We start from the raw sequence: 21,094 nt of genomic DNA on the forward strand, positions 1-21,094 counted from the left end.
TTCTACTCCCATCTAGTCGCCTTTAACGGCAGTTGAATCATAATTTTTGTTCCTACATCTAACGTACTTGTTATATGAAAATCCGCCTCAGAGCCATAAATTTCATGAATTCGTTGATAAATATTCCATAGAGCAGTTCCTGTCCCCTGTTCGGATTGCATAATACGCTTGCCAAGTTGTTTTACCTGCTCCTTCCTCATACCACAGCCGTTATCTTCCGTTAACAGGACCAGCTTATCATTCACACGTTGTACTTTGACATAGATTTTGCCTTCATTACGATTTTTAAAGGCATGATAAATAGCATTCTCGACAAGTGGTTGCAAGGTAAATGGAGGAATTTGCACATCAAAGAGTGTTTCATCCATGATAAATTCAACTTCGTAACGATTTGGAAACCGTGTTTGCTCAATAGATAAATAAGCTTCAACATGATCTATTTCATTTTTCAATGGAATGAGCATTTGCCGTGCGCCCTGCAAATTGCTTCTAAAAAATGTACTAAGCTTGATTAATAATGCTCTTGCCTCATCTGCATCTGTCCGAATCAAGCTTGAAATAGTATTCAGACTATTAAAGAAGAAATGTGGATGGACTTGTGCTTGTAATGCCTTAATTTCAGCATCCTTTAATAATTTCCGCTGTTGCTCAATTTCAGCAAATTCAAGCTGTGAGGAAAATAGTCTACTTAAGCCCTCAGCTAATTCCTTCTTCACCCCTGTTAAAGAATCTGCTTTAGTAAAATAAAGCTTTAAGCTTCCAACCGTTCGATGTTGTACCTTCAAGGGCAAGACAATGGCAGCACTTAATGGGCAGCTAGCGTGCGGACATTGAATTTCCTTTTGAGATGTAGCCATTAAAATTTTGCCTTCCTCTAATACTCGTTTTGTCAAAGCTGTCATGATTTCTCGATGAATTAAATGATGATCCTCACCAACGCCAACATGTGCTAACACCCCATTTTTATCGGTAATAGCGACCGCATCTACTTTTATTTCTCTTTTAATAATTTCTGCAACCGTTTGGCATGATTCTTCATTCAAGCCCTTACGAAAATGCTCAATTGTTTGTTGGGCAATTGAAAAAGCTTGATGGGTTTGTAATGCCTTTGTGCGCTCCTCTTCATCAATAAACGTTTTAATAATCATGAAAAATAAAAATATCCCAAAGGCATTCATTAAAATCATTGGCATGGCAATTAATGAGACTAGCTGCAAAGCCTGCTCAAATGGCTTCGCGACTACTAAAATCACCAGCATTTGAATCGTTTCCGCACAGATGCCAATGATGACCGCTTTCTTATAGGAAAACGTTTGACGGATTTTGAAGCGTTTACTTAAACCACCTGTAATAAAGCCAGCAAGAATCGTTGAAACACCGCAGGCTATTGCTGTAAAACCACCAAGTGTAATTCGGTGAATACCTGCAATAATGCCTACACACACGCCAACGAGAGGTCCACCAAAAATTCCTGCAATAGCCACACCAATTAGCCTTGTATTGGCGATCGCCTCTTCTGCATTGATTGTACTATGTATCATCTGATTTAAAGGATGGATTGTCCCACTTTCAATTTTAATCCCTGTATAACTGCTGATAATACATAGGCTACTAAAGATAATAATGAGCCATATTTTCTCTTTCGTTCCTTGCTCCTGAAACAGCTTTTCTCGAAAGAGTCGCCATCTTGACATTAAAAAGGCAAACACAATGATCAGCCCAACTCGCTCTAACATAAATAAAAACAGCTCCATCAAAGGTCACCTCCTAAAAGTCATGTCATTTTTTAAAGAATAAACGATAAGAGGTATAGCCAAAAATATCACCTGGATTAATCCCTTCTATCGCCTCTAATTGATGTCTTTCAAATTGATTGGAGGCCATTTCCTTTAACATCACTGAGGTCGTTTCATCTTGTGCTAGTTCCTGTGGATACAGCCATTTCGCTTCTAAAATTTCTTTTTCTTGAATGGAAACCTGCTGCTGCTCATCTAGCATACGACAATAAAAGATGGCCATATTATCACTGATATCATCACGGATGACGCCTGTTCTAAACCCAATTAAGCCTGAGACTCTACAATCGATGCCTGTTTCTTCTTTGATTTCACGAATAACCGCTTCATCTACCGTTTCTCCTGCATTAACAAAACCTGCTGGCAATGACCAACGTCCTTTCAATCCGCTATAAGCCTTTTTCACAACTAACCATTGGCCAAGCTCATTCACCGTAACACCTGATACACCCAACCATATTTTCCCTCGATCTTTTCTCATAACCTTCACCTCTATCTACCTATTATACCTGCTCACTTTCTATGGAATGAAGCATTTATTCTGAATTTTACAGTTAATCCACAGTGAAAATGCTTCTTTCATTCAACCTCAATGAAAGAAGCTATTATACATTGCCTTGAATTTCACTAAATAAGGTCATAAAAATTTGTTGGAAGTGTCAGATGATTTTTAACATAGTTACTTACAAACGGGAAAATAAAAAGAAAGAAAAAAGCTCCTTTCATTCATCATGTTTTGCAACATCATCAATCAAAGAAGCCTATTATTGTTAGCCCATTATTCGAATGGATTTATTTACTTTTACTCACAAACCTCAGGCGTACCTTCACGCTTTGCTGTTCTGAAAGACGTACCGCAGCCACATGATGCAATGGCATTTGGATTATCGATTGTGAAGCCACCGCCCATTAGCGATTGTTTATAGTCAATTTTTGTTCCCATCAAAATCGGCGCATCTTCACGGGAAACAAGAATTGTTAAACCATGCTGAACATCTTCAAAATCATCATCTTTTTTCTCTTTATCAAAATGCATGCCATAGGATAGCCCGCTACAGCCGCCACCATTCACCACTACACGTAAAAAAGAACCTTGTTCTTCATTATGCTCCATCATTTCATTAATATGAAAGCCAGCAGCCTGTGTCACTTCTATAATTTGCTTTGTACTTGTCATCCCAATCACCTTCCTTCTTACGTATTATCATAACAATTTTGACCATTGTATGACAAACATTCAGCTTCAAGTCGATTATAAGTTATAATTCTCATATTTTTCACATTAATAGTATTTTTTATTCATGTTAATAAAAACATCATTGGTATAATAGTTACAACGAATTCTTGGCAGGGGGTAATATATATGGAGATTTCACCATATTATGAGAAAAAAATTCAATGTTTAAATTGCAAAAAAGAATTTCCAACATTAAAAGTGCGTTCAAAATTTATTAAAGTAGATCATACGGAAACAGATTTTCAACCTATTTATGCAGATGAAGTGAATGCTCTCTATTATAATGTTTTTGTATGTGAGCATTGCGGCTTTTCCTTTACAGAAGACTTTACAAAATATTTTGCACCGGGTATCCAAGATGATATACGTACACAAATTACAGAAAAATGGGTTCATCATGATTTCAAGGGTGAACGTACCGTATTTCAAGCGATTCAAGCCTATAAGTTAGCGTTTCTTTGTGGCACGATTAAAAAAGAAAAAAATGTAGCGATTGCTGGACTAACTTTACGTCTTGCATGGCTTTATCGTTCCTTAAACAATAGTGGACAAGAAGAGCGCTTTATGAAATTAGCGCGTGATTATTATATGGAATCTTATTCTACCGAGGACTATAGCTCTACACAAATGTCAGCTGTCCGAATTATGTATATGATTGCTGAATTATCTAGACGTATTGGAGATATTGAAAATGCGACACGCTTCTTTTCTAGAGTCATTGAAAAACAAAGTGTCGGTGGTGAGGCAAAAATTATAGATATGGCGAAAGAACAGTGGGCCATTATTCGTGAAGAAAAAGAACATGCGCGTCATAAATAGGTAAATAAAAAAGTTCTAGCTTGCAAAAAGCTAGAACTTTTTAAAAAGGCTTAGAATACTTGCTCTACTTCCACGATACCTGGTACTTCTTCTAATAATGCTCGTTCAATACCAGCCTTTAATGTAATCGTAGAACTTGGGCAACTGCCACAAGCACCTAATAAACGTAATTTCACAACGCCATCCTCAACATCTACTAATTCACAGTCTCCACCGTCACGTAGTAAGAATGGACGTAATTTATCTAATACCTCTTGAACTTGGTCGTTAATTGTTGCTTCTGCCATTTATCTCGACTCCTTTCCTTATAATGATTATAATGTTAGCAACAGAAAAAATCCAATATTGAATCACAAGGAGAGAAAATACTATGCCATCAACAAAACCTATGATTGAAATTTATGGAACAGCTGTCATCTGTGCTAGTTGTGTCAATGCCCCATCTTCCAAGGATACATATGAGTGGCTACAAGCAGCCATCAATCGCAAATATCCAGATCAAGCATATGATATTCGCTATATCGATATTGAAGGTCCAATTGAGAATGAACGCGACCAAGAGTATGCGTCACGTATTCAAGACGATGAATTTTTCTACCCCCTTGTCCTCATTAACAATGAGGTAGTTGGAGAGGGCTATGTCCAATTAAAGCCTGTATTTACGGCCCTTGAAAATTTAGGGTTTGTCCCAGACGAAACGGTTTAATAAAAATAAAGGGATTGTTTCAAAATGATTTTTGAAACAATCCCTTTCAGCTAATTAATCATTTTGACGTTTGTAATACCATAATAATCCTGATTTCATTAAGCGAGCGATACGCCCAGTTACTGTTGTATCAGCTAAGTATACAAAGCCTTGTTTTTTACCAAGAGCTCCCATAAAGCCTTTTAATTTAATATCTGGCATCTTCTCTGGTAAATGTTCACCTTTCCAACGCATACGAAGTACTTTCACAATTTGCTCCGCTTGTTCCTCTGCTAATTGTGCTGTTGGGGCTAAATCTGATGAAGCACAATCTCCTACAACATAGACATGTTCATCATCGAGTAAATTAAAATACTGTGTGACAAGTGGACGGTCATGTTTATCTTTCTCAACATCCATATCACGCACAATTTTGACTGGCTGGACACCTGCAGTCCAAACCACTGCATCGAGTAAAATTTCATCATCATGATTAAAAATTTTACCTGGCTCTACTCTTGTAATATTTGAATTGGCAACCACATCAACATTATGCTTAACAAACCAATCCTTTACATACTTACTTAGTTTTTCTGGAAAATCTTTCAATATACGTTGACCACGGTCAAATAGCTTGATTTTTAAATCTGAGCGACTTTCACGTAGCTCACTTGCAAGCTCAATTCCACTTAGGCCAGCCCCTATAATTCCAACTGTAGACCCAGCTGGTAACCCACAAAGTGCTTGGAATGTTGCACGTGATTTACCCATTGTTTGAATGCTGTACGTATACTCTTCCGCACCTGGTACACCATGATATTTATCTTCACAGCCAAGCCCAATGACTAAATCATCATATTCTATACGTTGTCCGTCTTCAAGAATGACTACTTTTTCCGCACGATTAATTTCAACGACTTCTCCATATACGGCTGTTAAACGTTCATGCTCTGGGAAGCTTACACGAATTTCTTTATCTGTTGCTGTCCCTGCCGCCAATGCATAAAACTCTGTTTTCAAACTATGGAAAGGGGCTCTATCTACTATAACTACCTCTCTGTCTAATGGTAGGCTGTTTAATAGACGAAGCATGACACGCATATTGCCGTAGCCGCCACCTAAAAGTACTAATTTTCCCATAATAGTCTCCTTTTATATCTCTTTTAATAATTGTTCACAAAGTATCCACAAACGAGTATAACCGATTGTGAGAAGTTTCACAATATCAGAATGAAATTTTGTGAAAGATTTCACAAAATAAACGAGAACCTGTTCATTTCTATTGATTTTTAAGCCATTAATAACAAATTCCCTTTATCTTTTATTAAAAAACGTTTCTTTTCTCTTAAACATAAATAATTGACGAAAATCGTAAAACCGAGTAGCATTACTTTGGTGAGGTGACATGGATGAATCCAATGGTTGAATTTTGTATAAGTAATTTAGCAAATGGCTCTCAAGCAACTTATGAAGTACTCGAACGCGATCCAAACATCGACGTTTTGGAATATGGCTGCCTCAGTTATTGTACAAAGTGCTCAGAATCCTTCTATGCAATAGTAAACGGTGAGTTAGTAGAAGCAGATTCTCCTGATGAATTAACGAAAGCCATTTATCAATTTATTGAAGAAAATCCTTTATGGTAGTTTTCTAAAATGCCTATATGAATAAATTTGAACAAATAAAAAGGATGTTATGCTGAAAATTAGCATAAACATCCTTTTATTACTTTAGTACGTCCACTACATATGTAGGTTGGCATTCTTTTTCGAGGACAGTCTTTGTAGGCGTCACCCCAGTATTCACATGAATGGTGTCACAGCCAAAACGAATGCCACACATAATGTCCGTATCATAATTATCACCGATCATTACCATGTCTTCTTTCGCAATTCCATGTTCGGTCGCAATTACTTCCAGCATGGCTGGCGATGGCTTACCAATATAGATTGGTTCAACATCTGCAACTTCTCCTACCAAGCGTGCAAAAGAACCATTGCCTGGTAAGAACCCATATTCTGTTGGGAATTTAATATCCTGATTCGTGGCAATAAAGGTCGCTCCTTGCTGAACAAAAACCGTGGCCCTAGCAAGTGCCATATAATCAAGCGTACGATCAATCCCCATAACAAATACATCGGGCTCATCCTCAACAGGCACAATATTTTCATTGAGTAGTGCCTGACGAATACCATCTGTACCCATCATCGCTACTTTTTTGCTTGGAAAATGTAGGGCCACATACTTTGCTGTGACCAATGCACTTGAATAAATATGCTCTAATGGCGCGTTCACGCCAATAGACAGTAAAGCTTCTTGCAGTTGTTCTCGCGTCTTCGAAGAATTATTCGTTACATAGAATGGCTCAATTCCTGCTTGCTGTAAACGATGAATAAAAGCTACCGCAGAAGGAATACCTTCCTTCCCACGGTAGACAGTACCATCTAAATCAAAGCAATAGGCCTTATATTGTTTCATTGATGATCCTCTGGCAAAAATGCTGAAACAGGTCCTAATTCATTTGTTAAATAATTATGAACTGCTGGCGAGAACTGCTTTAAAGCCATTAGATTGGCTGTTAGTACATGGATAACCTCTTGGATATCTACCTCTATAAACTCACGCACAAGCATTTTACGTAAGCCAACAACTGCTTTGTATGGTGCTTCCAAATCAGCAGCTACAACTTTTTCATCGACTAAAATATCAATAATATCCTCGTAGCTTCCTGGATCGCGCATAATGAAACCGTCAATCATTAAATTTCCTACATCCATCATTGACTCCATAATGTTGTGTCCAATTCGCTCGATAGCTAATTTCTTTATATCATTCTGAAGCCAGTTATCCTCTGTCTCCAAAATAGTTAATAGCCCATCTAAGTACTGTAAATTTTTTGTGATTTTATTACGATCTACAAAATACACAAGGAAAGCCCCCATTCAAATCTTTAAAAGTTGATAGTCTTTTCTCTTCTATAGTACCATAACTATAGGATTGGAAGGAGATTAAAAGATGGAACGTTTTTTTTTATATGATGATGTAGAAGATACGAAAACAAGATTTGTTAGTTTTGCTGGACAAAAGCTACGTTATGATTTAGCTATATTACAATCTGGCCGCTTCTTTGGAAAAGTGCTTGTCATGGATATCCAGTTCGGTCGCTTTGCTATTATTGGTCCTGATGATGTAGAAGAGCCTGGTTACTTAGAACATGTGTACAATCGCACAGAGGAAGAAACAATCGAATTACGGGAATACTTGCGTGAATTATTGAACTAACACCCATTTTATTGGGTGTTTTTTTATATAACATAAAAAAATTTCGCTAACCCTGAGCGATTGCGAAATCTTTTTACGTATTGTTATTTATTTAAAGTGGATGGATTATCTTTATTATGGGGCTTGTCTTTATTTTCATTATCATTTTGCTTTTTCGCTTGCTGATTTTGACCAATCACAGCTAAATCGTCTACACTAATATCAAAACCATACCCATATTCCTCTCGATCTAATGGCTTTTTATTGCGTTTTTCTTTTCCCAACATCATCACCTCCATTCATAAATTATCCCTTTTTTAATGATTTATACGCCCTTTTTCTCAATACATTTAAGCTGTGACATCCTTAATAATCCACTGGGCAGCGCTTATTAAATCTGGAAAGACAGCATCTGCTAATGGATCTTGTTCTCCTAGGAAAACACCCTTTGTTCCTGCCCGTTTTCCTGCAATAATATCCGTATCTGTATCACCAACCATATAGGATTTTGATAAATCAATGTTATATTTCTTTCCTAAATCCACAATTAATTTGCTATTGGGCTTGCGGCAGGCACAACCTGACTTAGGTTTGTGCGGACAATAAACGACTTCATGGATTACTGCCCCTTTTTTCTTTAGCTCCTTCACCATATGTTCATGTATTTTCTGTAAGCCACTTTCCTTCATAAAGCCTAAACCAACCCCACCTTGATTTGTCACGACAAACACATAATCAAAATGCTTATTTAGCTTTCTGATTGCCTCAGGCACTTGCGGTAAAAAATACAAATCCTTAGGCTTATTCACAAACTTCACACGATTGGTCAGTACTTCATTGATAACACCATCACGATCTAAAAATACGGCTCTTTTCATTTGCAACACACCTTCGATAAGCTGTTTTGTGCTTTAGTTTTCCCAAATTCCGAAAAAGCTAACAATGACGAAGAAAAAACCTGATGCCTATCACATCAGGTTTTTGTATGCTTATTTATTCTGCTAAAGGTTCATGGTCTGTTGGCTTTGTTTCTTCACTCATATCCACTATTTCTGGCTGTTTCATGACTTTCCCCAGTTTACGCAATACGAAATAAGCACAGCCGAAATTACAGTATTCATATAAATAATCTTGAAGCGTACTTATTTTTGTATCAAAAGTGGATTTTTGATTTTTATCATCAAAAAAGCCCTTTAAACGTAACTGATTATAGCCCCAATCACCTACAATATAATCGTATCTGGCTAAGATATCTGAGTACCTTTCCTGAAAAACTTCCTCCTGAAAGGCCTCGCGATAATCTTCTATTAGTTCATATTCTAATCCTTCAACTATGATCAAAGTGACACCACCCTTTTCGTTCAGCCTTGACGTTTACACTTCTGCTTGTAACTGACGTTCTTTCGTTGCAGCATTTACTTGTTCGTCTGCATGGTAACTACTACGTACAAGTGGGCCAGCCTCACAATGCTTAAAGCCTTTCTCCATGGCAATTTTACGCAATTTACCAAATTCTATTGGTGAATAGTATTTTTTAACTGGTAAATGCTTTTTCGTTGGCTGTAAATATTGACCAATCGTCATAATATCTACATTATTTGCACGTAAATCGTCCATTACTTCTAAAATTTCTTCATGTGTCTCGCCTAAACCAATCATTAGTGATGATTTCGTTGGAATTTCAGGCTGCATTTCTTTAGCTAGACGCAGGAACTCTAAAGAGCGTTCGTATTTTGCACGAGCGCGCACTCTTGGTGTTAAACGACGAACCGTTTCAATATTATGATTTAAAATATCTGGTTTTGCATCCATTAACATTTGAAGGTTCTCCTTCATCCCACCTAAATCTGATGGCAATACCTCAACAGATGTGAAAGGACTTTTACGACGAATAGCACGTACTGTTTCTGCTAAAACTTGCGCACCGCCATCCTTTAAATCGTCTCGTGCTACCATTGTAATAACAACGTGCTTTAAATTCATAATGGCTACGGAATCAGCAACGCGCTCTGGCTCTGCCAAATCTAGTTCATTTGGTAAACCTGTTTTTACTGCACAGAAACGACAAGCACGTGTACAAACGGAACCAAGAATCATCATGGTAGCAGTACGTCTCTCTCCCCAGCATTCATGGATATTTGGACAACGCGCTTCTTCACATACTGTATGCAGATTTTTCTCACGCATCAGCTTTTTAAGCCCTTTATATTCATCATTCGTGTTTAGTTTTATTTTTAGCCAATCTGGTTTTCTTACATGTTCTTCTTTACTTGTAGGTTTACAAGATGTCATACGAATATCGCCCCTATCAAAAATATACATTTTTTAATATTAACTATCTTCACTGTTGTCAATGTAACATATTAAAGGCACTCCAACAACTATCACAACAAACATTTCTATTTATAAGGGACAGGTATTTCTATGGACGGTTGAGGGGCATCACTACTATTGGTATAAATGTTTGGAACAGGTCCCCTTGTGAGGCCCATCGCTACAGGTATATCCTGCGCAACGGTAGAAGACTTACTAGCGAATGGGACAATAATCTGAACATTTACCTCTAAATGAATCCCTACCTCCACATAAGCACTGTTGATTCCAAATTCTTGAATAGAGGATGTCACATTACTATGAACATTCCCAATCACATGGAAGCGAATCGGAATCTTTGGCCCTAAATTTCCAAGCAACGGAATATTGGCTGCTTGACCAAGCGGCACAAAAAAGACAATGCCATCACCATCTTGGATCCTGTTAATATCATATTCAACATTATCTAATTCAGGTAAATGGGATAGCTCCCCCTGTTCAGCTTGCTCCAAATACATTTTAACAAGCTCTAATGTCTCTGCTCGAACACGATTAATGATTTCTGTATTAAACTTAGTCGTCATCATTTCAGACGTACCTGGAGGAATATCTTCAATGATATCATTTACATCTAATACATTCGAGGTACGCGAATTAATGGCTTTACTCACAACGTAAGATGCAATCTTCGTGGTTTGTACTTCCGCATATTGCAAATAGGTTGGCATGAGCCGTTCATTTAAATAATAAATAAATAATATAAGGCAAACAACCACACTAACAATTAAAATCGTCAATTTATTAAGACGCATTCCCCTTTTACCATATGAGCGTAATTTCATTCTTTTTCGAGGGAAAAACAAAAAAATCTCCTCCTGTTCCATAACGTATGAACAGAAGGAGCAATTTATTCTACTTTTGCAGGAACCACATAATCCGTCTCAACATTTTCAATTGTTACCGCAGGATAATCCACTAAATTAATTTCATATGTAGCTGTAAGCAATTGATCTTGTTCTTCAAAAATACGAATCCATGGTAATGCCGCATCCAATGTGTTTTGTCTAGATACAATCCCACGGCGTCCATCAGATAATTTTAAAATAACACCATTTGGATAATGAACGACAGCTCTTTTTAAAGCTTTTACAATTCGAGCATCATAAAGAGTGCCAGAGCCAGCTTCAACAATAGCTAGTCCTTGTGAAGGGAGCATCTTCTCCCGGTATACACGATTCGTCGTCACTGCATCAAAAACATCTGCAACGCCAATAATCTTGGCAAATGGATGAATTTCAAAGTCAACAAGCCCTCTTGGATAGCCACTTCCATCAATACGCTCATGATGCTGGAAAGCACAGTGCGCCACAAGCAGAGAGATTGAATGTAAATTCCGCAATAAATCAAAGCCGTAACGAGCATGCATCTTCATCATTTCAAACTCATCATTCGTTAAACGTCCTGGCTTTGTTAAAATATCCTTCGGTACCATTAGTTTGCCGACATCGTGTAATAATGCACCGATCCCGATTAAGCGTAAATCCTCAGCAGAGTAGCCAAGTTCTTTGGCAATGGCAATAGAATACAAAGTGACTTGGAAAGAGTGTTGATATAAATATTCATCAAATAAGTAAGCATCTGTTAAAATGGTTAGAATTTCATTATTTTCAGTAACTGCAGAAAGTAATTCATCTACAATCGAAACGATTGTCTTTGATTGCTGATCTAATATATAAGAAGCATTTACTGGATTCAAACCATCAATGGACTGAAACGAATCCTTTATAGTTTTGATGACTTTATTTCGCATAGCAGGTGGAACAGTCTCCTCTACTTCTATGCCCTCAGAAATCTCATCGTCAATATATAAATAATGTGTATTTAACTGTTGAAGTCTTTGAATAATACGGTCATTAATGACAACATCTTTCTTTAAAAGCGGATGACCTGCCTCATTCCAAATGGTTCTTCCTAATACCATTCCTTCTTTTAATACATCGATTGAAATTAATCGCATTGACTTCTTCCCCATTCCATTCTTTAAACTCTCTCTATTGTTTAAAGAATCTTTGACCATAATCTATCATAATGTTTCGTAAAAATTCAGGTAAAATATATTGTTTTTTTGCATATTTAAAACTTGGATAAAAATAACCAAATGTAAACAGATCCAATGTGACAAGTTTATAAATGTGATTTTGATCTGCTAGCTTACCATTAATCATTAATTGCCGATTTTCATTCATGGAAAATCCATATGTCAATATTTTTCCAAAAATGACGCCTCTAAACCCTAATCCTTTTAGCTCGATATAGGGCCATTCTTCATTTTTGGATTGCATATAAATCTCTTTCATTTCAGGGACGGATAATTCAATTGTACATAAATTAATTGGATGTGGAAAAATCCGGTGCAAATCTAGGGCAGTCACTATTCCTTTAGGAAGACCATCTAAAAATATCCCTGCATTGAATAATGCACAGTCGGCTCCGCTCTTTTCCAAAATTGCATGTGCAAATAAATCAGATAGCTGTGAATAATGGAACCATTCCTTGTTGTAGGCTTTCTTCGTAGTAAAAACTGGAGTATCCAATATTCTGTTTCCTTCATCCTCCAAAAGCTGTACCATTTTCTGTTCATTTTTAACAATTGGCAAATCCTTATTATGAATTAAAGTATCCTTTTTTTCAACAATTTTCCTCAATTTTTTATCATATTCTATGATAAGATGTCCAGTATATTGGCCAAACTTACCTCCACCTGTCAGTAAAACCCCATTAATCACTTTGCCCTCTGGTAGGACATGATGAGTATGAGAGCCGAATATAACATCAATTTCTGGACACTCATCCGCTAAGAGCTCATCCTCTGTAATGCCTAAATGGGATAAGCATACAACAATGTCTACTTCTTCACGTAGTTGATGCGCTAAACGTAGCAGTGTACTTCGAGCGTCGTCCATATGCCAATTTAATTCTTCATAATATACTTCAAACATGGCCGTGGCTGCAATGACGCCAATCTTCGTACCCATTGCTGTTGTTAAGATTACATAAGGCTTCATCCATGCTGGCTTCTTCCCGTGGGAGGCATATACATTTGCAACTACAACATCAAAATTAGCATTGTCATATAAGTGGAAGAGCTCTTCATGGGATAATGTAATGCCTTCATTGTTGCCGATTGTCACTACATCGTAACCCGCCTCATTTAGCAATCGCACATTACCTTTCCCAACTGTTGCTTCTGTATAAATGTTGGAACGATCTAAATGATCTCCAACATCAAACAAATAGCTTGTTTCCCCGATATTCCCTAATTTATTGCGCATTTCTTTCACATAGCTTTGCATTCGTGGCCAATACTTAAAATGACTATGCAAATCATTTGTGTGAAAAATATGGATCTTTTCAAGCATTAAAGCCACCTCACTTCAAATTAAGCTAATATGCCTTCTATAATAGATCGAATTCCTAATAATAATAGAATAATCCTTAAAGCTAGTACAAGTGTATCGGATTTAATTCTTTTATTTAACGCAGCACCGAGCTTTGCTCCAACATAAGCTCCAGGAATAACTGGAATAGTATAAAGCCATGGTACATGACCGAAATAAACATGGCTTGCGGAATTAACGATGGACGTTAAAAATACCATAAACATCGATGTTGCCACCGCGACATGTGGTGGGAATAAGAATAAAATAATCATTGCTGGCACAATCATGGAGCCGCCGCCTATCCCAAATAAACCAGAAGCAAAGCCAATACCAAATGTTAATGTAATAGCAAACCAAATGGGATAGCCATATACATAGGTTTTTCCCTCAGAGTCAGTAAATTCTTGCTGTATACCATTTTTTACAAACCATTTAACAGGCTTCAGTTTGTCCCGCACAAGCAAAATAATCGATAAAATAATAAGTAAAATACCAAAATATAAATTAAAGGATGGTAAATCTAACCCTTTATTGACCCATGCGCCAAGGATTGTTCCTGGAATACTTCCAATAAAGAATATAAAACCACTTTTATAATCCACCGTTTTAGATTTCATATAGCTTAGCGTGGAGGCAAGTCCCGTGAAAATCATCATCACCACTGATAAACCGACTACTTTTTGCGGCGTAATATCTGGAATCATTCCTAAATTTAAGCCAATGTATAATGTTGCTGGTACTAATACTACACCACCACCTAGCCCAACTAATGAGCCAATTAGACCAGCAAGCAATGCAATGATGACTAATAAAATAAACTCCATTATAGTTCCCCTTCAAACATGTTTAATTGTTTAGGTGCCAACCCGACATCGTTAATATTCAACATACCTTGTAGCTCCTTTGCGTTTTTCGCTGCATGATTACCTGAATTATTATTAAATAAAACGAAGAGTTCATTGACCTCGGGTTCAAGCTTTTTCATACTATCCCCAAGCTGCTGTAATTCCTCTTTATTATAATCATATAAGAAGCGAACTTTACGCCAATTTTCTGCATTTCCTGTGTTGCGCCAACCGTGTATATTGCGACCATGGAGACGAATCAACGCTTTATTTGCAGTCACTACCGGATAAAAAGGAACAGATCCAACACCAGCCTGTGGTTCGTCACAAATCGTATGGATAAATTGATGTTCTCGTAAAAAATCTATCGTCTGCTGGACAACATTTTCTGCGTACCATGTTTGATTTCGAAACTCAATCGCCACTTCAAAATCCTTGAGCTGTTGTCGGATATACAATAAATATTGCACATTTTTTCCTTGGCAATCAAACCATGGTGGAAATTGTGCTAATACCATGGCTAGCTTTCCATAACGTTTAAATTCATTGGCACATTCAATAAAAGCATTGAACATATCATTTTTTGATTCAAAGGGAATCTCTCCACGTAAATGACCCGTCATGCCTTGGTAAGCTTTCACAACAAAACGGAAGTTTTCAGGTGTATCCTCACACCATTTCCGAACATGCTCTTTGGCTGGTATGGCATAAAAGGAAGTATCTACTTCTACCGTTAAAAAATGACCTGTGTAATCAAATAATTTATCCTTTGAGGTAGTCACTCCACTATAAAGTGAAGGGTGATCGCCCCAACCAGTTAATCCTACTACAATCATGTGACATCCTCCTCTATGTACATAATCATAGCACACAGTATGTCACTACAAATAAACATCATGTAAAAAATATAGCTTTCTTTTGTCCATTCAAATAGAAAGCTGTCACTAACTTTTGGGCACTATACAAAAGAAAAAGCATGAGTCCATATTCCATTGAACTCACGCTACTTTAACGGACTACCATTTATTTCACAAGGTTTTGCTGAATAGCCTCTAAAAACTTAATCCTGCTGTATGCAGGGCCGCCTTCCATTAATGGATCTAGTACATTAACAAATACTTGGTCATTTTTAAATGCATTAATATTTTGGATGATTGGATTCTTTTTAAAGTCTTCTAAAGCATTCGGCGCATCTGCATTTTCATCTGTTGAAAACTGCACAAATAAATAATCAGGATTCATATCTGCAAGCTGCTCAACAGAAATGGCCTCTTGAGATTTAGCTTTAGCAACTTCATCTGGTACTGCTAAACCAAGCTCTCCATAAAGGACAGCATTTAAAAATACTTCTTTTGGATAAACATACGCTTGTCCTCCACGAATACGAATAGCCGCTACTTTTTGATCTTGTAGTTTCTCAGTTAACGTAGCTTTAGCAGCTTCTATATCAGCCTTATATGTAGATAATATCTTCTCAGCATCTGCTTGCTTACCAGTTAGTTCAGCTAATAACTTCAAATTAGATTCCCAGTTCGTCGAAATATGTGAAACCAAAATTGTAGGAGCAATTTTCTCTAATTTACTTTGTACCTCTTCTGGGAACTTTGTTGAACCTAAAATGACATCAGGATCTAATTCTAATATTTTTTCAAAGTTTGGTTTAATTTTCTCACCAATTGATTCTGCTTTGTCTGTTACAGAAGCATATAGCTCAGGGAACTTGCCACCAACAGCAATAGCCCCAACTGGATGAACATCCAGCACAACCATATCCTCCATCGCTTCCATAGCACCTGTTACAACAATTCTTTCAACCTTTTCTGGCACTTCATAGCGTTCACCAAGATATTCAAGCGTTCTCGTGCCATTTCCATTTGTCGATTCTTCTTTTGTTTGTGTCACTTCTTCTTTTGTTGTATCAGCGGATGATTCCTCTTCTACTGCCTTCTTCTCTCCACATGCGGCGAGAAGGAGCATAAATAATGCTATGAAACTAATAAATAAAAACTTCTTTTTCATTTACATTTTCTCCTTTTAAAGATGATTAACTATCTCATCTGGCTTATTGAAGTACTGAACATCTTCTAGATTTATCAACCCCTCCCTAATTGATATTGATTCTCATTTTCATTTTAGTGTGTAATCTTAAAAAAATCCAGTACTATTTCTCTCCATTTTTATTCGCAACATAAAAACACAAAAAACCCCTAGTCACAATTGATGTTGTGACTAGGGGTGGCTAATAAATTAACCGATAGAACCTTCCATCTCGAATTTAATCAGACGGTTCATTTCTACTGCGTATTCCATTGGTAGTTCTTTTGTGAATGGCTCGATGAAGCCCATTACGATCATTTCTGTCGCTTCTTCTTCGGAAATTCCGCGAGACATTAAATAGAATAATTGTTCTTCAGATACTTTTGAAACTTTTGCTTCGTGCTCTAAAGATACATTATCGTTAAAGATCTCGTTATAAGGAATTGTGTCAGAAGTCGATTGATTATCCATAATCAGCGTATCACATTCGATGTTAGCACGTGCACCACTTGCTTTAGGACCGAAACGAACTTGTCCCATATACGTTACCTTACCACCTTGTTTAGCAATCGATTTAGAAACGATTGTTGAAGATGTGTTTGGTGCCATATGGATCATTTTTGCGCCAGCATGTTGATGTTGTCCTTTACCTGCTAATGCAATCGATAATGTCATACCACGAGCACCTTCACCTTTTAGGATACATGCTGGGTATTTCATTGTTAATTTAGAACCGATGTTACCATCAATCCATTCCATTGTACCGTTTTCTTCTACAACTGTACGTTTCGTTACAAGATTGTAAACATTGTTCGCCCAGTTTTGAATTGTTGTATAACGGCAATAGGCATCTTTACGTACAACGATTTCAACAACTGCTGAGTGTAAAGAGTTTGTTGTGTAAACAGGAGCTGTACAACCTTCAACATAGTGTACGTGAGCGCCTTCATCTACAATAATAAGTGTACGTTCGAATTGACCCATATTTTCTGAGTTAATACGGAAGTAAGCTTGTAACGGTGTTTCTACTTTAACACCTGGTGGCACATAAATAAATGATCCACCTGACCATACTGCTGAGTTTAAAGCAGCAAATTTATTGTCTGTGTAAGGAATCACTTTGCCCCAATATTGTTTGAAAATATCTTCGTTTTCACGTAGAGCAGAGTCAGTATCTTTGAACACAATACCAAGATCTTCAAGGTCTTTTTTCATGTTGTGATAAACTACCTCAGACTCATATTGTGCAGATACACCTGCAAGATATTTTTGTTCTGCTTCTGGGATACCTAATTTATCAAAAGTTGCTTTGATTTCATCAGGTACTTCATCCCATGATTTTTGAGTAGCTTCTGATGGTTTTACATAGTACGTAATTTCATCAAAATCTAAATCTCCAAGATCGCCACCCCATTGTGGCATCGGTTTTGTATAAAATGTTTCAAGAGCTTTTAAACGGTATTCTAGCATCCATTCTGGCTCTTGTTTCATATTTGAAATTTCACGGACGATTTCTTCAGTTAAACCGCGTTTTGAACGGAAAATTGATACGTCCTTATCATGGAAACCGTATTTGTAATCGCCGATATCAGGCATTTTTTTAGCCATCGTTTCTCCTCCGTTCATTGAGATGTATTTTTCTGGGTAATCATCCCTTGCTTTGAGTGAAGCCATAGTAGCTTTCACTCAAGAACAAGGAAGTAAGATTTATTTCACACCTTTTTCCATTGCTTTCCAAGCCAATGTTGCACACTTAATTCGTGCTGGGAATTGTGAAACACCTTGCAGTGCCTCAACATCCTCAAGGTCATATTTATCGCTGTACTCCTCACCCATCATCATTTTAGAAAAAATATCAGAAAGCTCAATAGCTTCCTCTACTTTTTTTCCTTTGATGAGCTGTGTCATCATTGATGCAGAGGACATAGAAATAGAACAGCCTTCACCATCAAATTTCGCATCCTCTACAACACCGTCTGTCACTTTCAATGTTAAGTGAATACGGTCGCCACAAGTCGGATTATTCATATCGATCGTTACAGCATTATCATCTAAAGATCCTTTATTACGAGGATTCTTATAGTGATCCATAATGACTGAACGATATAGTTGATCTAAATTATTAAAAGACATCGCCAAAATACTCCTTCGCAGAACGTAACCCTGCAACTAAACGGTCAATATCCTCCTCTGTATTGTACAGATAGAAGCTTGCTCGTGCTGTCGCTACTTGCTGAAGACATTTCATTAGTGGCTGTGCACAATGATGTCCTGCACGAACAGCAATACCATTCATGTCAAGCACCGTTGCCACATCATGTGGATGTACATCATCTAGATTAAATGTTACTAATCCACAACGCTTCATAGGGTCACGTGGGCCAAAAATTTTCAAACCGTCAATTGTTTCAAGTTGATCCATTGCGTAGCCTGCAAGCTTATGCTCATGCTCTAGAATGTTATCTAACCCGATATCAGTTAAGAAATCAATAGCGGCTCCTAAACCTATTGCACCTGCAATAATAGGCGTTCCACCTTCAAATTTCCACGGTAATTCCTTCCACGTTGACTCATAAAGCCCAACAAAATCAATCATTTCGCCACCAAACTCAATTGGCTCCATCTTTTCAAGGTGTTCCTTTTTACCATATAGTACACCTATTCCAGTTGGTCCGCACATTTTATGCCCTGAGAAACCTAAGAAATCTACATCCAAATCTTGCACATCAATTTTCATATGTGGCGCAGCTTGTGCACCATCGGCTACCATGACAGCACCATTAGCATGTGCAATTTGAGCAATTTCTTTAATTGGATTTATTGTTCCAAGTACGTTTGATGCCATAGACACCGAAACAATTTTTGTTTTAGGTGTGACTGTCGCACGTACTTTCTCTAGGCTAAGAGTGCCGTCTGCTTCAAGCTCAATGTATTTTAAAGTTGCATTTTTTTCTTTGGCTAATTGTTGCCAAGGAATAATATTGGAATGATGCTCCATATGAGTAATGACAATTTCATCACCCTCAACAACATTTGCACGACCATAACTTGTCGCAACTGTATTTAAAGCGGTTGTTGTACCACGCGTAAAAATAATTTCCTGTGTTGATTGCGCATTAATAAACTTACGAACCTTTTCACGAGCACCTTCATATTTATCTGTTGCACGGTTTCCTAGTGTATGCACGCCACGGTGAACATTGGAATTATCAAATTCATAATAAGCTTTAATCGCTTCAATCACTTGAACAGGCTTCTGAGACGTCGCTGCACTATCAAGATATACAAGTCTATGACCATTTACATCCTGATTTAAAATTGGGAAATAGCTTTTAATGTCTTTATTCATCATTAGCGAACTTTCCTTTCAATAACCTCCGTCAGTTGCTTTTGAACGCCTTCAATTGGTAATTGCGTAACAACTGGCGCAAGGAATCCATGGATAACAAGGCGCTCTGCTTCTGCTTTCGAGATACCACGGCTCATTAAATAATAAAGCTGTAATGGATCTACTCGACCAACAGATGCTGCGTGTCCTGCTGTTACATCATCTTCGTCAATTAATAAAATTGGGTTTGCATCCCCACGAGCTTTTTCTGACAGCATTAATACACGTGATTCTTGTTGTGCATCGGCTTTTGTCGCACCATGCTCGATATAGCCAATACCGTTAAAGATTGATTGAGCTGCATCTTTCATTACACCATGCTTTAAAATATGCCCGTTAGAGTTTTTACCCCAGTGACGAACCTCAGTAGTGAAGTTAAGTTTTTGTTCTCCACGACCAACTACGACTGTTTTTGTATCTGCATGAGAACCGTCACCAATCAAATGCGTGATGTTTTCAGAGATTGTATCAGAATCATTCATTAGACCAAGAGCCCAGTCAACTTTTGCGTCACGTGCTAAACGTGCACGACGATTAACATATGTCGTAAATCCTTTTGCAAGGACATCTACTGCACCATAGGTTACCTGTGCATTATCTTGAACAACGACTTCCGCAATAATATTTGCTTGCCCTTTTGCCTCTTCTACTGTTGAAACATATGTTTCAACATATGTTACAGCTGAATTCGCTTCTGCTACTACTAAAACATGGTTATATAATGAAGCTTCCGCATTGTCATTAAGGAAAACAACTTGAAGTGGTTGTTCAATAATCACGTTTTTTGGTACGTATACAAACACACCACCATTAACAAGTGCTGTATGAAGTGCTGTTAATTTATGCTCATCTACTTTAACTGCTTCAGTCATAAAGTATTTTTGAACAAGTTCGCCATGTTCACGAACTGCTGTGAAAATATCAGTAAAAATAACACCTTTATCAGCAAGTTCTTGTGATGCCTTAATATATGCTGGTGTATTATTACGTTGAATATATAGGTTTTCTTGTGCTTCAAGGTCAATTAAACCTTTTGCTTCTTCAGGTAGAGCATCCAATGAAGGGAATGCCTCACTATGAACTGCCAACGCTGGGAAGTTCATGAAATCCCATTTTGTGATATTCGTTCTATCTGGTTTTGGCAAATCTAAACCAGTTACTTTGTCTAGTGCTGCCGCGCGAAGTTCTGTAAACCAAGTTGGTTCACCATTTGCTTCTGAGAACGAGCGCACGTCCTGTACTGTTACAGGCAAGTTAATTTCCACTGTCATGC

General features: G+C 37.4%; 25 protein-coding genes. 4 read left to right on the plus strand and 21 right to left on the minus strand.

Annotated elements, in window-relative coordinates:
- Nucleotides 1–2: 2 nt before the first annotated feature.
- The 3 genes from MHB39_RS18030 to MHB39_RS18040 all read right to left on the minus strand — a co-directional run bounded on the left by MHB39_RS18030 (nucleotide 3) and on the right by MHB39_RS18040 (nucleotide 2,973).
- Entirely contained in the window at nucleotides 3–1,754 is a 1,752-nt protein-coding gene (locus tag MHB39_RS18030) for a sensor histidine kinase (protein WP_342544782.1), read from the minus strand.
- Nucleotides 1,755–1,779: 25 nt separating this feature from the next.
- Nucleotides 1,780–2,277, minus strand: coding sequence for an NUDIX hydrolase (locus MHB39_RS18035; RefSeq protein WP_036078588.1), 498 nt, complete (start codon nucleotides 2,275–2,277; stop codon nucleotides 1,780–1,782).
- Between the two features lie 321 nt (nucleotides 2,278–2,598).
- Nucleotides 2,599–2,973: an iron-sulfur cluster assembly accessory protein gene (locus MHB39_RS18040; RefSeq protein WP_048394421.1), complete on the minus strand. Its 375-nt coding sequence runs from the start codon at nucleotides 2,971–2,973 to the stop codon at nucleotides 2,599–2,601.
- Nucleotides 2,974–3,159: 186 nt separating this feature from the next.
- Here MHB39_RS18040 and MHB39_RS18045 point away from each other — a divergent pair, with 186 nt between their 5' ends.
- The gene (locus tag MHB39_RS18045; RefSeq protein ID WP_048394419.1) at nucleotides 3,160–3,852 is read left to right on the plus strand and encodes a DUF2225 domain-containing protein; all 693 of its coding nucleotides are present in this window, start codon (nucleotides 3,160–3,162) and stop codon (nucleotides 3,850–3,852) included.
- Nucleotides 3,853–3,902: 50 nt separating this feature from the next.
- On the opposite strand, the gene MHB39_RS18050 is transcribed toward MHB39_RS18045, so the two are convergent.
- The gene (locus MHB39_RS18050) at nucleotides 3,903–4,139 is read right to left on the minus strand and encodes a NifU family protein (RefSeq protein ID WP_004228295.1); all 237 of its coding nucleotides are present in this window, start codon (nucleotides 4,137–4,139) and stop codon (nucleotides 3,903–3,905) included.
- 83 nt (nucleotides 4,140–4,222) lie between these two features.
- Between MHB39_RS18050 and MHB39_RS18055 the strand changes: the two genes are divergently transcribed.
- A complete protein-coding gene (locus MHB39_RS18055; protein ID WP_054549443.1) occupies nucleotides 4,223–4,558 on the plus strand; it encodes a YuzD family protein in 336 nt (111 codons plus the stop codon).
- A 54-nt stretch (nucleotides 4,559–4,612) separates the two neighbouring features.
- Here the strand turns inward: MHB39_RS18055 and MHB39_RS18060 are convergent, their stop codons facing one another.
- On the minus strand, nucleotides 4,613–5,677 hold the full coding sequence (locus MHB39_RS18060) for an NAD(P)/FAD-dependent oxidoreductase (protein WP_004228288.1): 1,065 nt from the start codon (nucleotides 5,675–5,677) through the stop codon (nucleotides 4,613–4,615).
- Between the two features lie 269 nt (nucleotides 5,678–5,946).
- On the opposite strand from MHB39_RS18060, the gene MHB39_RS18065 reads away from it, so the two are divergent.
- The gene (locus MHB39_RS18065; RefSeq protein WP_004228286.1) at nucleotides 5,947–6,183 is read left to right on the plus strand and encodes a YuzB family protein; all 237 of its coding nucleotides are present in this window, start codon (nucleotides 5,947–5,949) and stop codon (nucleotides 6,181–6,183) included.
- A gap of 79 nt (nucleotides 6,184–6,262) precedes the next feature.
- On the opposite strand, the gene MHB39_RS18070 is transcribed toward MHB39_RS18065, so the two are convergent.
- Nucleotides 6,263–7,015, minus strand: a complete 753-nt coding sequence (locus MHB39_RS18070; RefSeq protein WP_048394415.1) for a TIGR01457 family HAD-type hydrolase — start codon at nucleotides 7,013–7,015, stop codon at nucleotides 6,263–6,265.
- Nucleotides 7,012–7,464: a DUF86 domain-containing protein gene (locus tag MHB39_RS18075; RefSeq protein WP_048394413.1), complete on the minus strand. Its 453-nt coding sequence runs from the start codon at nucleotides 7,462–7,464 to the stop codon at nucleotides 7,012–7,014. Before MHB39_RS18075 ends, MHB39_RS18070 begins: the two co-directional genes overlap by 4 nt.
- A gap of 88 nt (nucleotides 7,465–7,552) precedes the next feature.
- Here MHB39_RS18075 and MHB39_RS18080 point away from each other — a divergent pair, with 88 nt between their 5' ends.
- Entirely contained in the window at nucleotides 7,553–7,819 is a 267-nt protein-coding gene (locus MHB39_RS18080; protein WP_009371988.1) for a DUF3055 domain-containing protein, read from the plus strand.
- 83 nt (nucleotides 7,820–7,902) lie between these two features.
- On the opposite strand, the gene MHB39_RS18085 is transcribed toward MHB39_RS18080, so the two are convergent.
- From MHB39_RS18085 to sufD, 14 genes are all read right to left on the minus strand, one after another.
- Nucleotides 7,903–8,097 (minus strand): hypothetical protein, encoded by a 195-nt coding sequence (locus tag MHB39_RS18085; protein WP_196333040.1) that lies wholly within the window; start codon nucleotides 8,095–8,097, stop codon nucleotides 7,903–7,905.
- A 51-nt stretch (nucleotides 8,098–8,148) separates the two neighbouring features.
- The gene (locus MHB39_RS18090; RefSeq protein WP_054549444.1) at nucleotides 8,149–8,676 is read right to left on the minus strand and encodes an HAD family hydrolase; all 528 of its coding nucleotides are present in this window, start codon (nucleotides 8,674–8,676) and stop codon (nucleotides 8,149–8,151) included.
- 115 nt (nucleotides 8,677–8,791) lie between these two features.
- Nucleotides 8,792–9,139, minus strand: a complete 348-nt coding sequence (locus MHB39_RS18095) for a YutD family protein (RefSeq protein WP_342544794.1) — start codon at nucleotides 9,137–9,139, stop codon at nucleotides 8,792–8,794.
- 33 nt (nucleotides 9,140–9,172) lie between these two features.
- Nucleotides 9,173–10,090, minus strand: coding sequence for a lipoyl synthase (gene lipA / locus MHB39_RS18100; RefSeq protein WP_004228269.1), 918 nt, complete (start codon nucleotides 10,088–10,090; stop codon nucleotides 9,173–9,175).
- A gap of 107 nt (nucleotides 10,091–10,197) precedes the next feature.
- A complete protein-coding gene (gene yunB, locus MHB39_RS18105; protein WP_052125384.1) occupies nucleotides 10,198–10,995 on the minus strand; it encodes a sporulation protein YunB in 798 nt (265 codons plus the stop codon).
- A 23-nt stretch (nucleotides 10,996–11,018) separates the two neighbouring features.
- Complete coding sequence (locus MHB39_RS18110) at nucleotides 11,019–12,128, minus strand: HD-GYP domain-containing protein (RefSeq protein ID WP_342544797.1); 1,110 nt, start codon at nucleotides 12,126–12,128, stop codon at nucleotides 11,019–11,021.
- A gap of 34 nt (nucleotides 12,129–12,162) precedes the next feature.
- Nucleotides 12,163–13,530, minus strand: a complete 1,368-nt coding sequence (locus tag MHB39_RS18115) for a bifunctional UDP-sugar hydrolase/5'-nucleotidase (protein ID WP_342544799.1) — start codon at nucleotides 13,528–13,530, stop codon at nucleotides 12,163–12,165.
- 20 nt (nucleotides 13,531–13,550) lie between these two features.
- Nucleotides 13,551–14,375 carry a sulfite exporter TauE/SafE family protein gene (locus MHB39_RS18120; protein WP_036078612.1) on the minus strand — a complete coding sequence of 275 codons (825 nt, stop codon included), beginning with the start codon at nucleotides 14,373–14,375 and terminating at the stop codon, nucleotides 13,551–13,553.
- Nucleotides 14,375–15,232, minus strand: coding sequence for a DUF72 domain-containing protein (locus tag MHB39_RS18125; RefSeq protein WP_258860192.1), 858 nt, complete (start codon nucleotides 15,230–15,232; stop codon nucleotides 14,375–14,377). Before MHB39_RS18125 ends, MHB39_RS18120 begins: the two co-directional genes overlap by 1 nt.
- 187 nt (nucleotides 15,233–15,419) lie before the next feature.
- A complete protein-coding gene (locus tag MHB39_RS18130) occupies nucleotides 15,420–16,415 on the minus strand; it encodes an ABC transporter substrate-binding protein (RefSeq protein WP_342544803.1) in 996 nt (331 codons plus the stop codon).
- 228 nt (nucleotides 16,416–16,643) lie between these two features.
- Nucleotides 16,644–18,041 carry a Fe-S cluster assembly protein SufB gene (gene sufB / locus MHB39_RS18135; protein WP_016993620.1) on the minus strand — a complete coding sequence of 466 codons (1,398 nt, stop codon included), beginning with the start codon at nucleotides 18,039–18,041 and terminating at the stop codon, nucleotides 16,644–16,646.
- A gap of 99 nt (nucleotides 18,042–18,140) precedes the next feature.
- On the minus strand, nucleotides 18,141–18,566 hold the full coding sequence (gene sufU / locus MHB39_RS18140; protein WP_054549449.1) for a Fe-S cluster assembly sulfur transfer protein SufU: 426 nt from the start codon (nucleotides 18,564–18,566) through the stop codon (nucleotides 18,141–18,143).
- Nucleotides 18,556–19,785, minus strand: coding sequence for a cysteine desulfurase (locus MHB39_RS18145; protein ID WP_048394396.1), 1,230 nt, complete (start codon nucleotides 19,783–19,785; stop codon nucleotides 18,556–18,558). Before MHB39_RS18145 ends, sufU begins: the two co-directional genes overlap by 11 nt.
- Entirely contained in the window at nucleotides 19,785–21,092 is a 1,308-nt protein-coding gene (gene sufD / locus MHB39_RS18150; RefSeq protein ID WP_342544809.1) for a Fe-S cluster assembly protein SufD, read from the minus strand. Before sufD ends, MHB39_RS18145 begins: the two co-directional genes overlap by 1 nt.
- Nucleotides 21,093–21,094 lie beyond the last annotated feature (2 nt).

Origin of the sequence: Lysinibacillus sp. FSL K6-4013 (genome assembly GCF_038630435.1) — a bacterium.
Taxonomy (GTDB): Bacteria; Bacillota; Bacilli; order Bacillales_A; family Planococcaceae; genus Lysinibacillus; species Lysinibacillus boronitolerans.

Excerpts from the sequence above, each read along its gene's own strand:
- MHB39_RS18120 (WP_036078612.1), bottom strand. The coding sequence starts at position 14,375 with ATGGAGTTTATTTTATTAGTCATCATTGCATTGCTTGCTGGTCTAATT.
- MHB39_RS18040 (WP_048394421.1), bottom strand. The coding sequence starts at position 2,973 with ATGACAAGTACAAAGCAAATTATAGAAGTGACACAGGCTGCTGGCTTT.
- MHB39_RS18065 (WP_004228286.1), top strand. The coding sequence starts at position 5,947 with ATGAATCCAATGGTTGAATTTTGTATAAGTAATTTAGCAAATGGCTCT.
- yunB (WP_052125384.1), bottom strand. The coding sequence starts at position 10,995 with ATGGAACAGGAGGAGATTTTTTTGTTTTTCCCTCGAAAAAGAATGAAA.
- MHB39_RS18110 (WP_342544797.1), bottom strand. The coding sequence starts at position 12,128 with ATGCGATTAATTTCAATCGATGTATTAAAAGAAGGAATGGTATTAGGA.
- MHB39_RS18080 (WP_009371988.1), top strand. The coding sequence starts at position 7,553 with ATGGAACGTTTTTTTTTATATGATGATGTAGAAGATACGAAAACAAGA.
- MHB39_RS18055 (WP_054549443.1), top strand. The coding sequence starts at position 4,223 with ATGCCATCAACAAAACCTATGATTGAAATTTATGGAACAGCTGTCATC.
- MHB39_RS18085 (WP_196333040.1), bottom strand. The coding sequence starts at position 8,097 with ATGGAGGTGATGATGTTGGGAAAAGAAAAACGCAATAAAAAGCCATTA.
- MHB39_RS18090 (WP_054549444.1), bottom strand. The coding sequence starts at position 8,676 with ATGAAAAGAGCCGTATTTTTAGATCGTGATGGTGTTATCAATGAAGTA.
- MHB39_RS18035 (WP_036078588.1), bottom strand. The coding sequence starts at position 2,277 with ATGAGAAAAGATCGAGGGAAAATATGGTTGGGTGTATCAGGTGTTACG.
- MHB39_RS18115 (WP_342544799.1), bottom strand. The coding sequence starts at position 13,530 with ATGCTTGAAAAGATCCATATTTTTCACACAAATGATTTGCATAGTCAT.
- sufB (WP_016993620.1), bottom strand. The coding sequence starts at position 18,041 with ATGGCTAAAAAAATGCCTGATATCGGCGATTACAAATACGGTTTCCAT.
- MHB39_RS18060 (WP_004228288.1), bottom strand. The coding sequence starts at position 5,677 with ATGGGAAAATTAGTACTTTTAGGTGGCGGCTACGGCAATATGCGTGTC.
- sufU (WP_054549449.1), bottom strand. The coding sequence starts at position 18,566 with ATGTCTTTTAATAATTTAGATCAACTATATCGTTCAGTCATTATGGAT.
- sufD (WP_342544809.1), bottom strand. The coding sequence starts at position 21,092 with ATGACAGTGGAAATTAACTTGCCTGTAACAGTACAGGACGTGCGCTCG.
- lipA (WP_004228269.1), bottom strand. The coding sequence starts at position 10,090 with ATGACATCTTGTAAACCTACAAGTAAAGAAGAACATGTAAGAAAACCA.
- MHB39_RS18145 (WP_048394396.1), bottom strand. The coding sequence starts at position 19,785 with ATGATGAATAAAGACATTAAAAGCTATTTCCCAATTTTAAATCAGGAT.
- MHB39_RS18070 (WP_048394415.1), bottom strand. The coding sequence starts at position 7,015 with ATGAAACAATATAAGGCCTATTGCTTTGATTTAGATGGTACTGTCTAC.
- MHB39_RS18125 (WP_258860192.1), bottom strand. The coding sequence starts at position 15,232 with ATGATTGTAGTAGGATTAACTGGTTGGGGCGATCACCCTTCACTTTAT.
- MHB39_RS18130 (WP_342544803.1), bottom strand. The coding sequence starts at position 16,415 with ATGAAAAAGAAGTTTTTATTTATTAGTTTCATAGCATTATTTATGCTC.
- MHB39_RS18030 (WP_342544782.1), bottom strand. The coding sequence starts at position 1,754 with ATGGAGCTGTTTTTATTTATGTTAGAGCGAGTTGGGCTGATCATTGTG.
- MHB39_RS18050 (WP_004228295.1), bottom strand. The coding sequence starts at position 4,139 with ATGGCAGAAGCAACAATTAACGACCAAGTTCAAGAGGTATTAGATAAA.
- MHB39_RS18045 (WP_048394419.1), top strand. The coding sequence starts at position 3,160 with ATGGAGATTTCACCATATTATGAGAAAAAAATTCAATGTTTAAATTGC.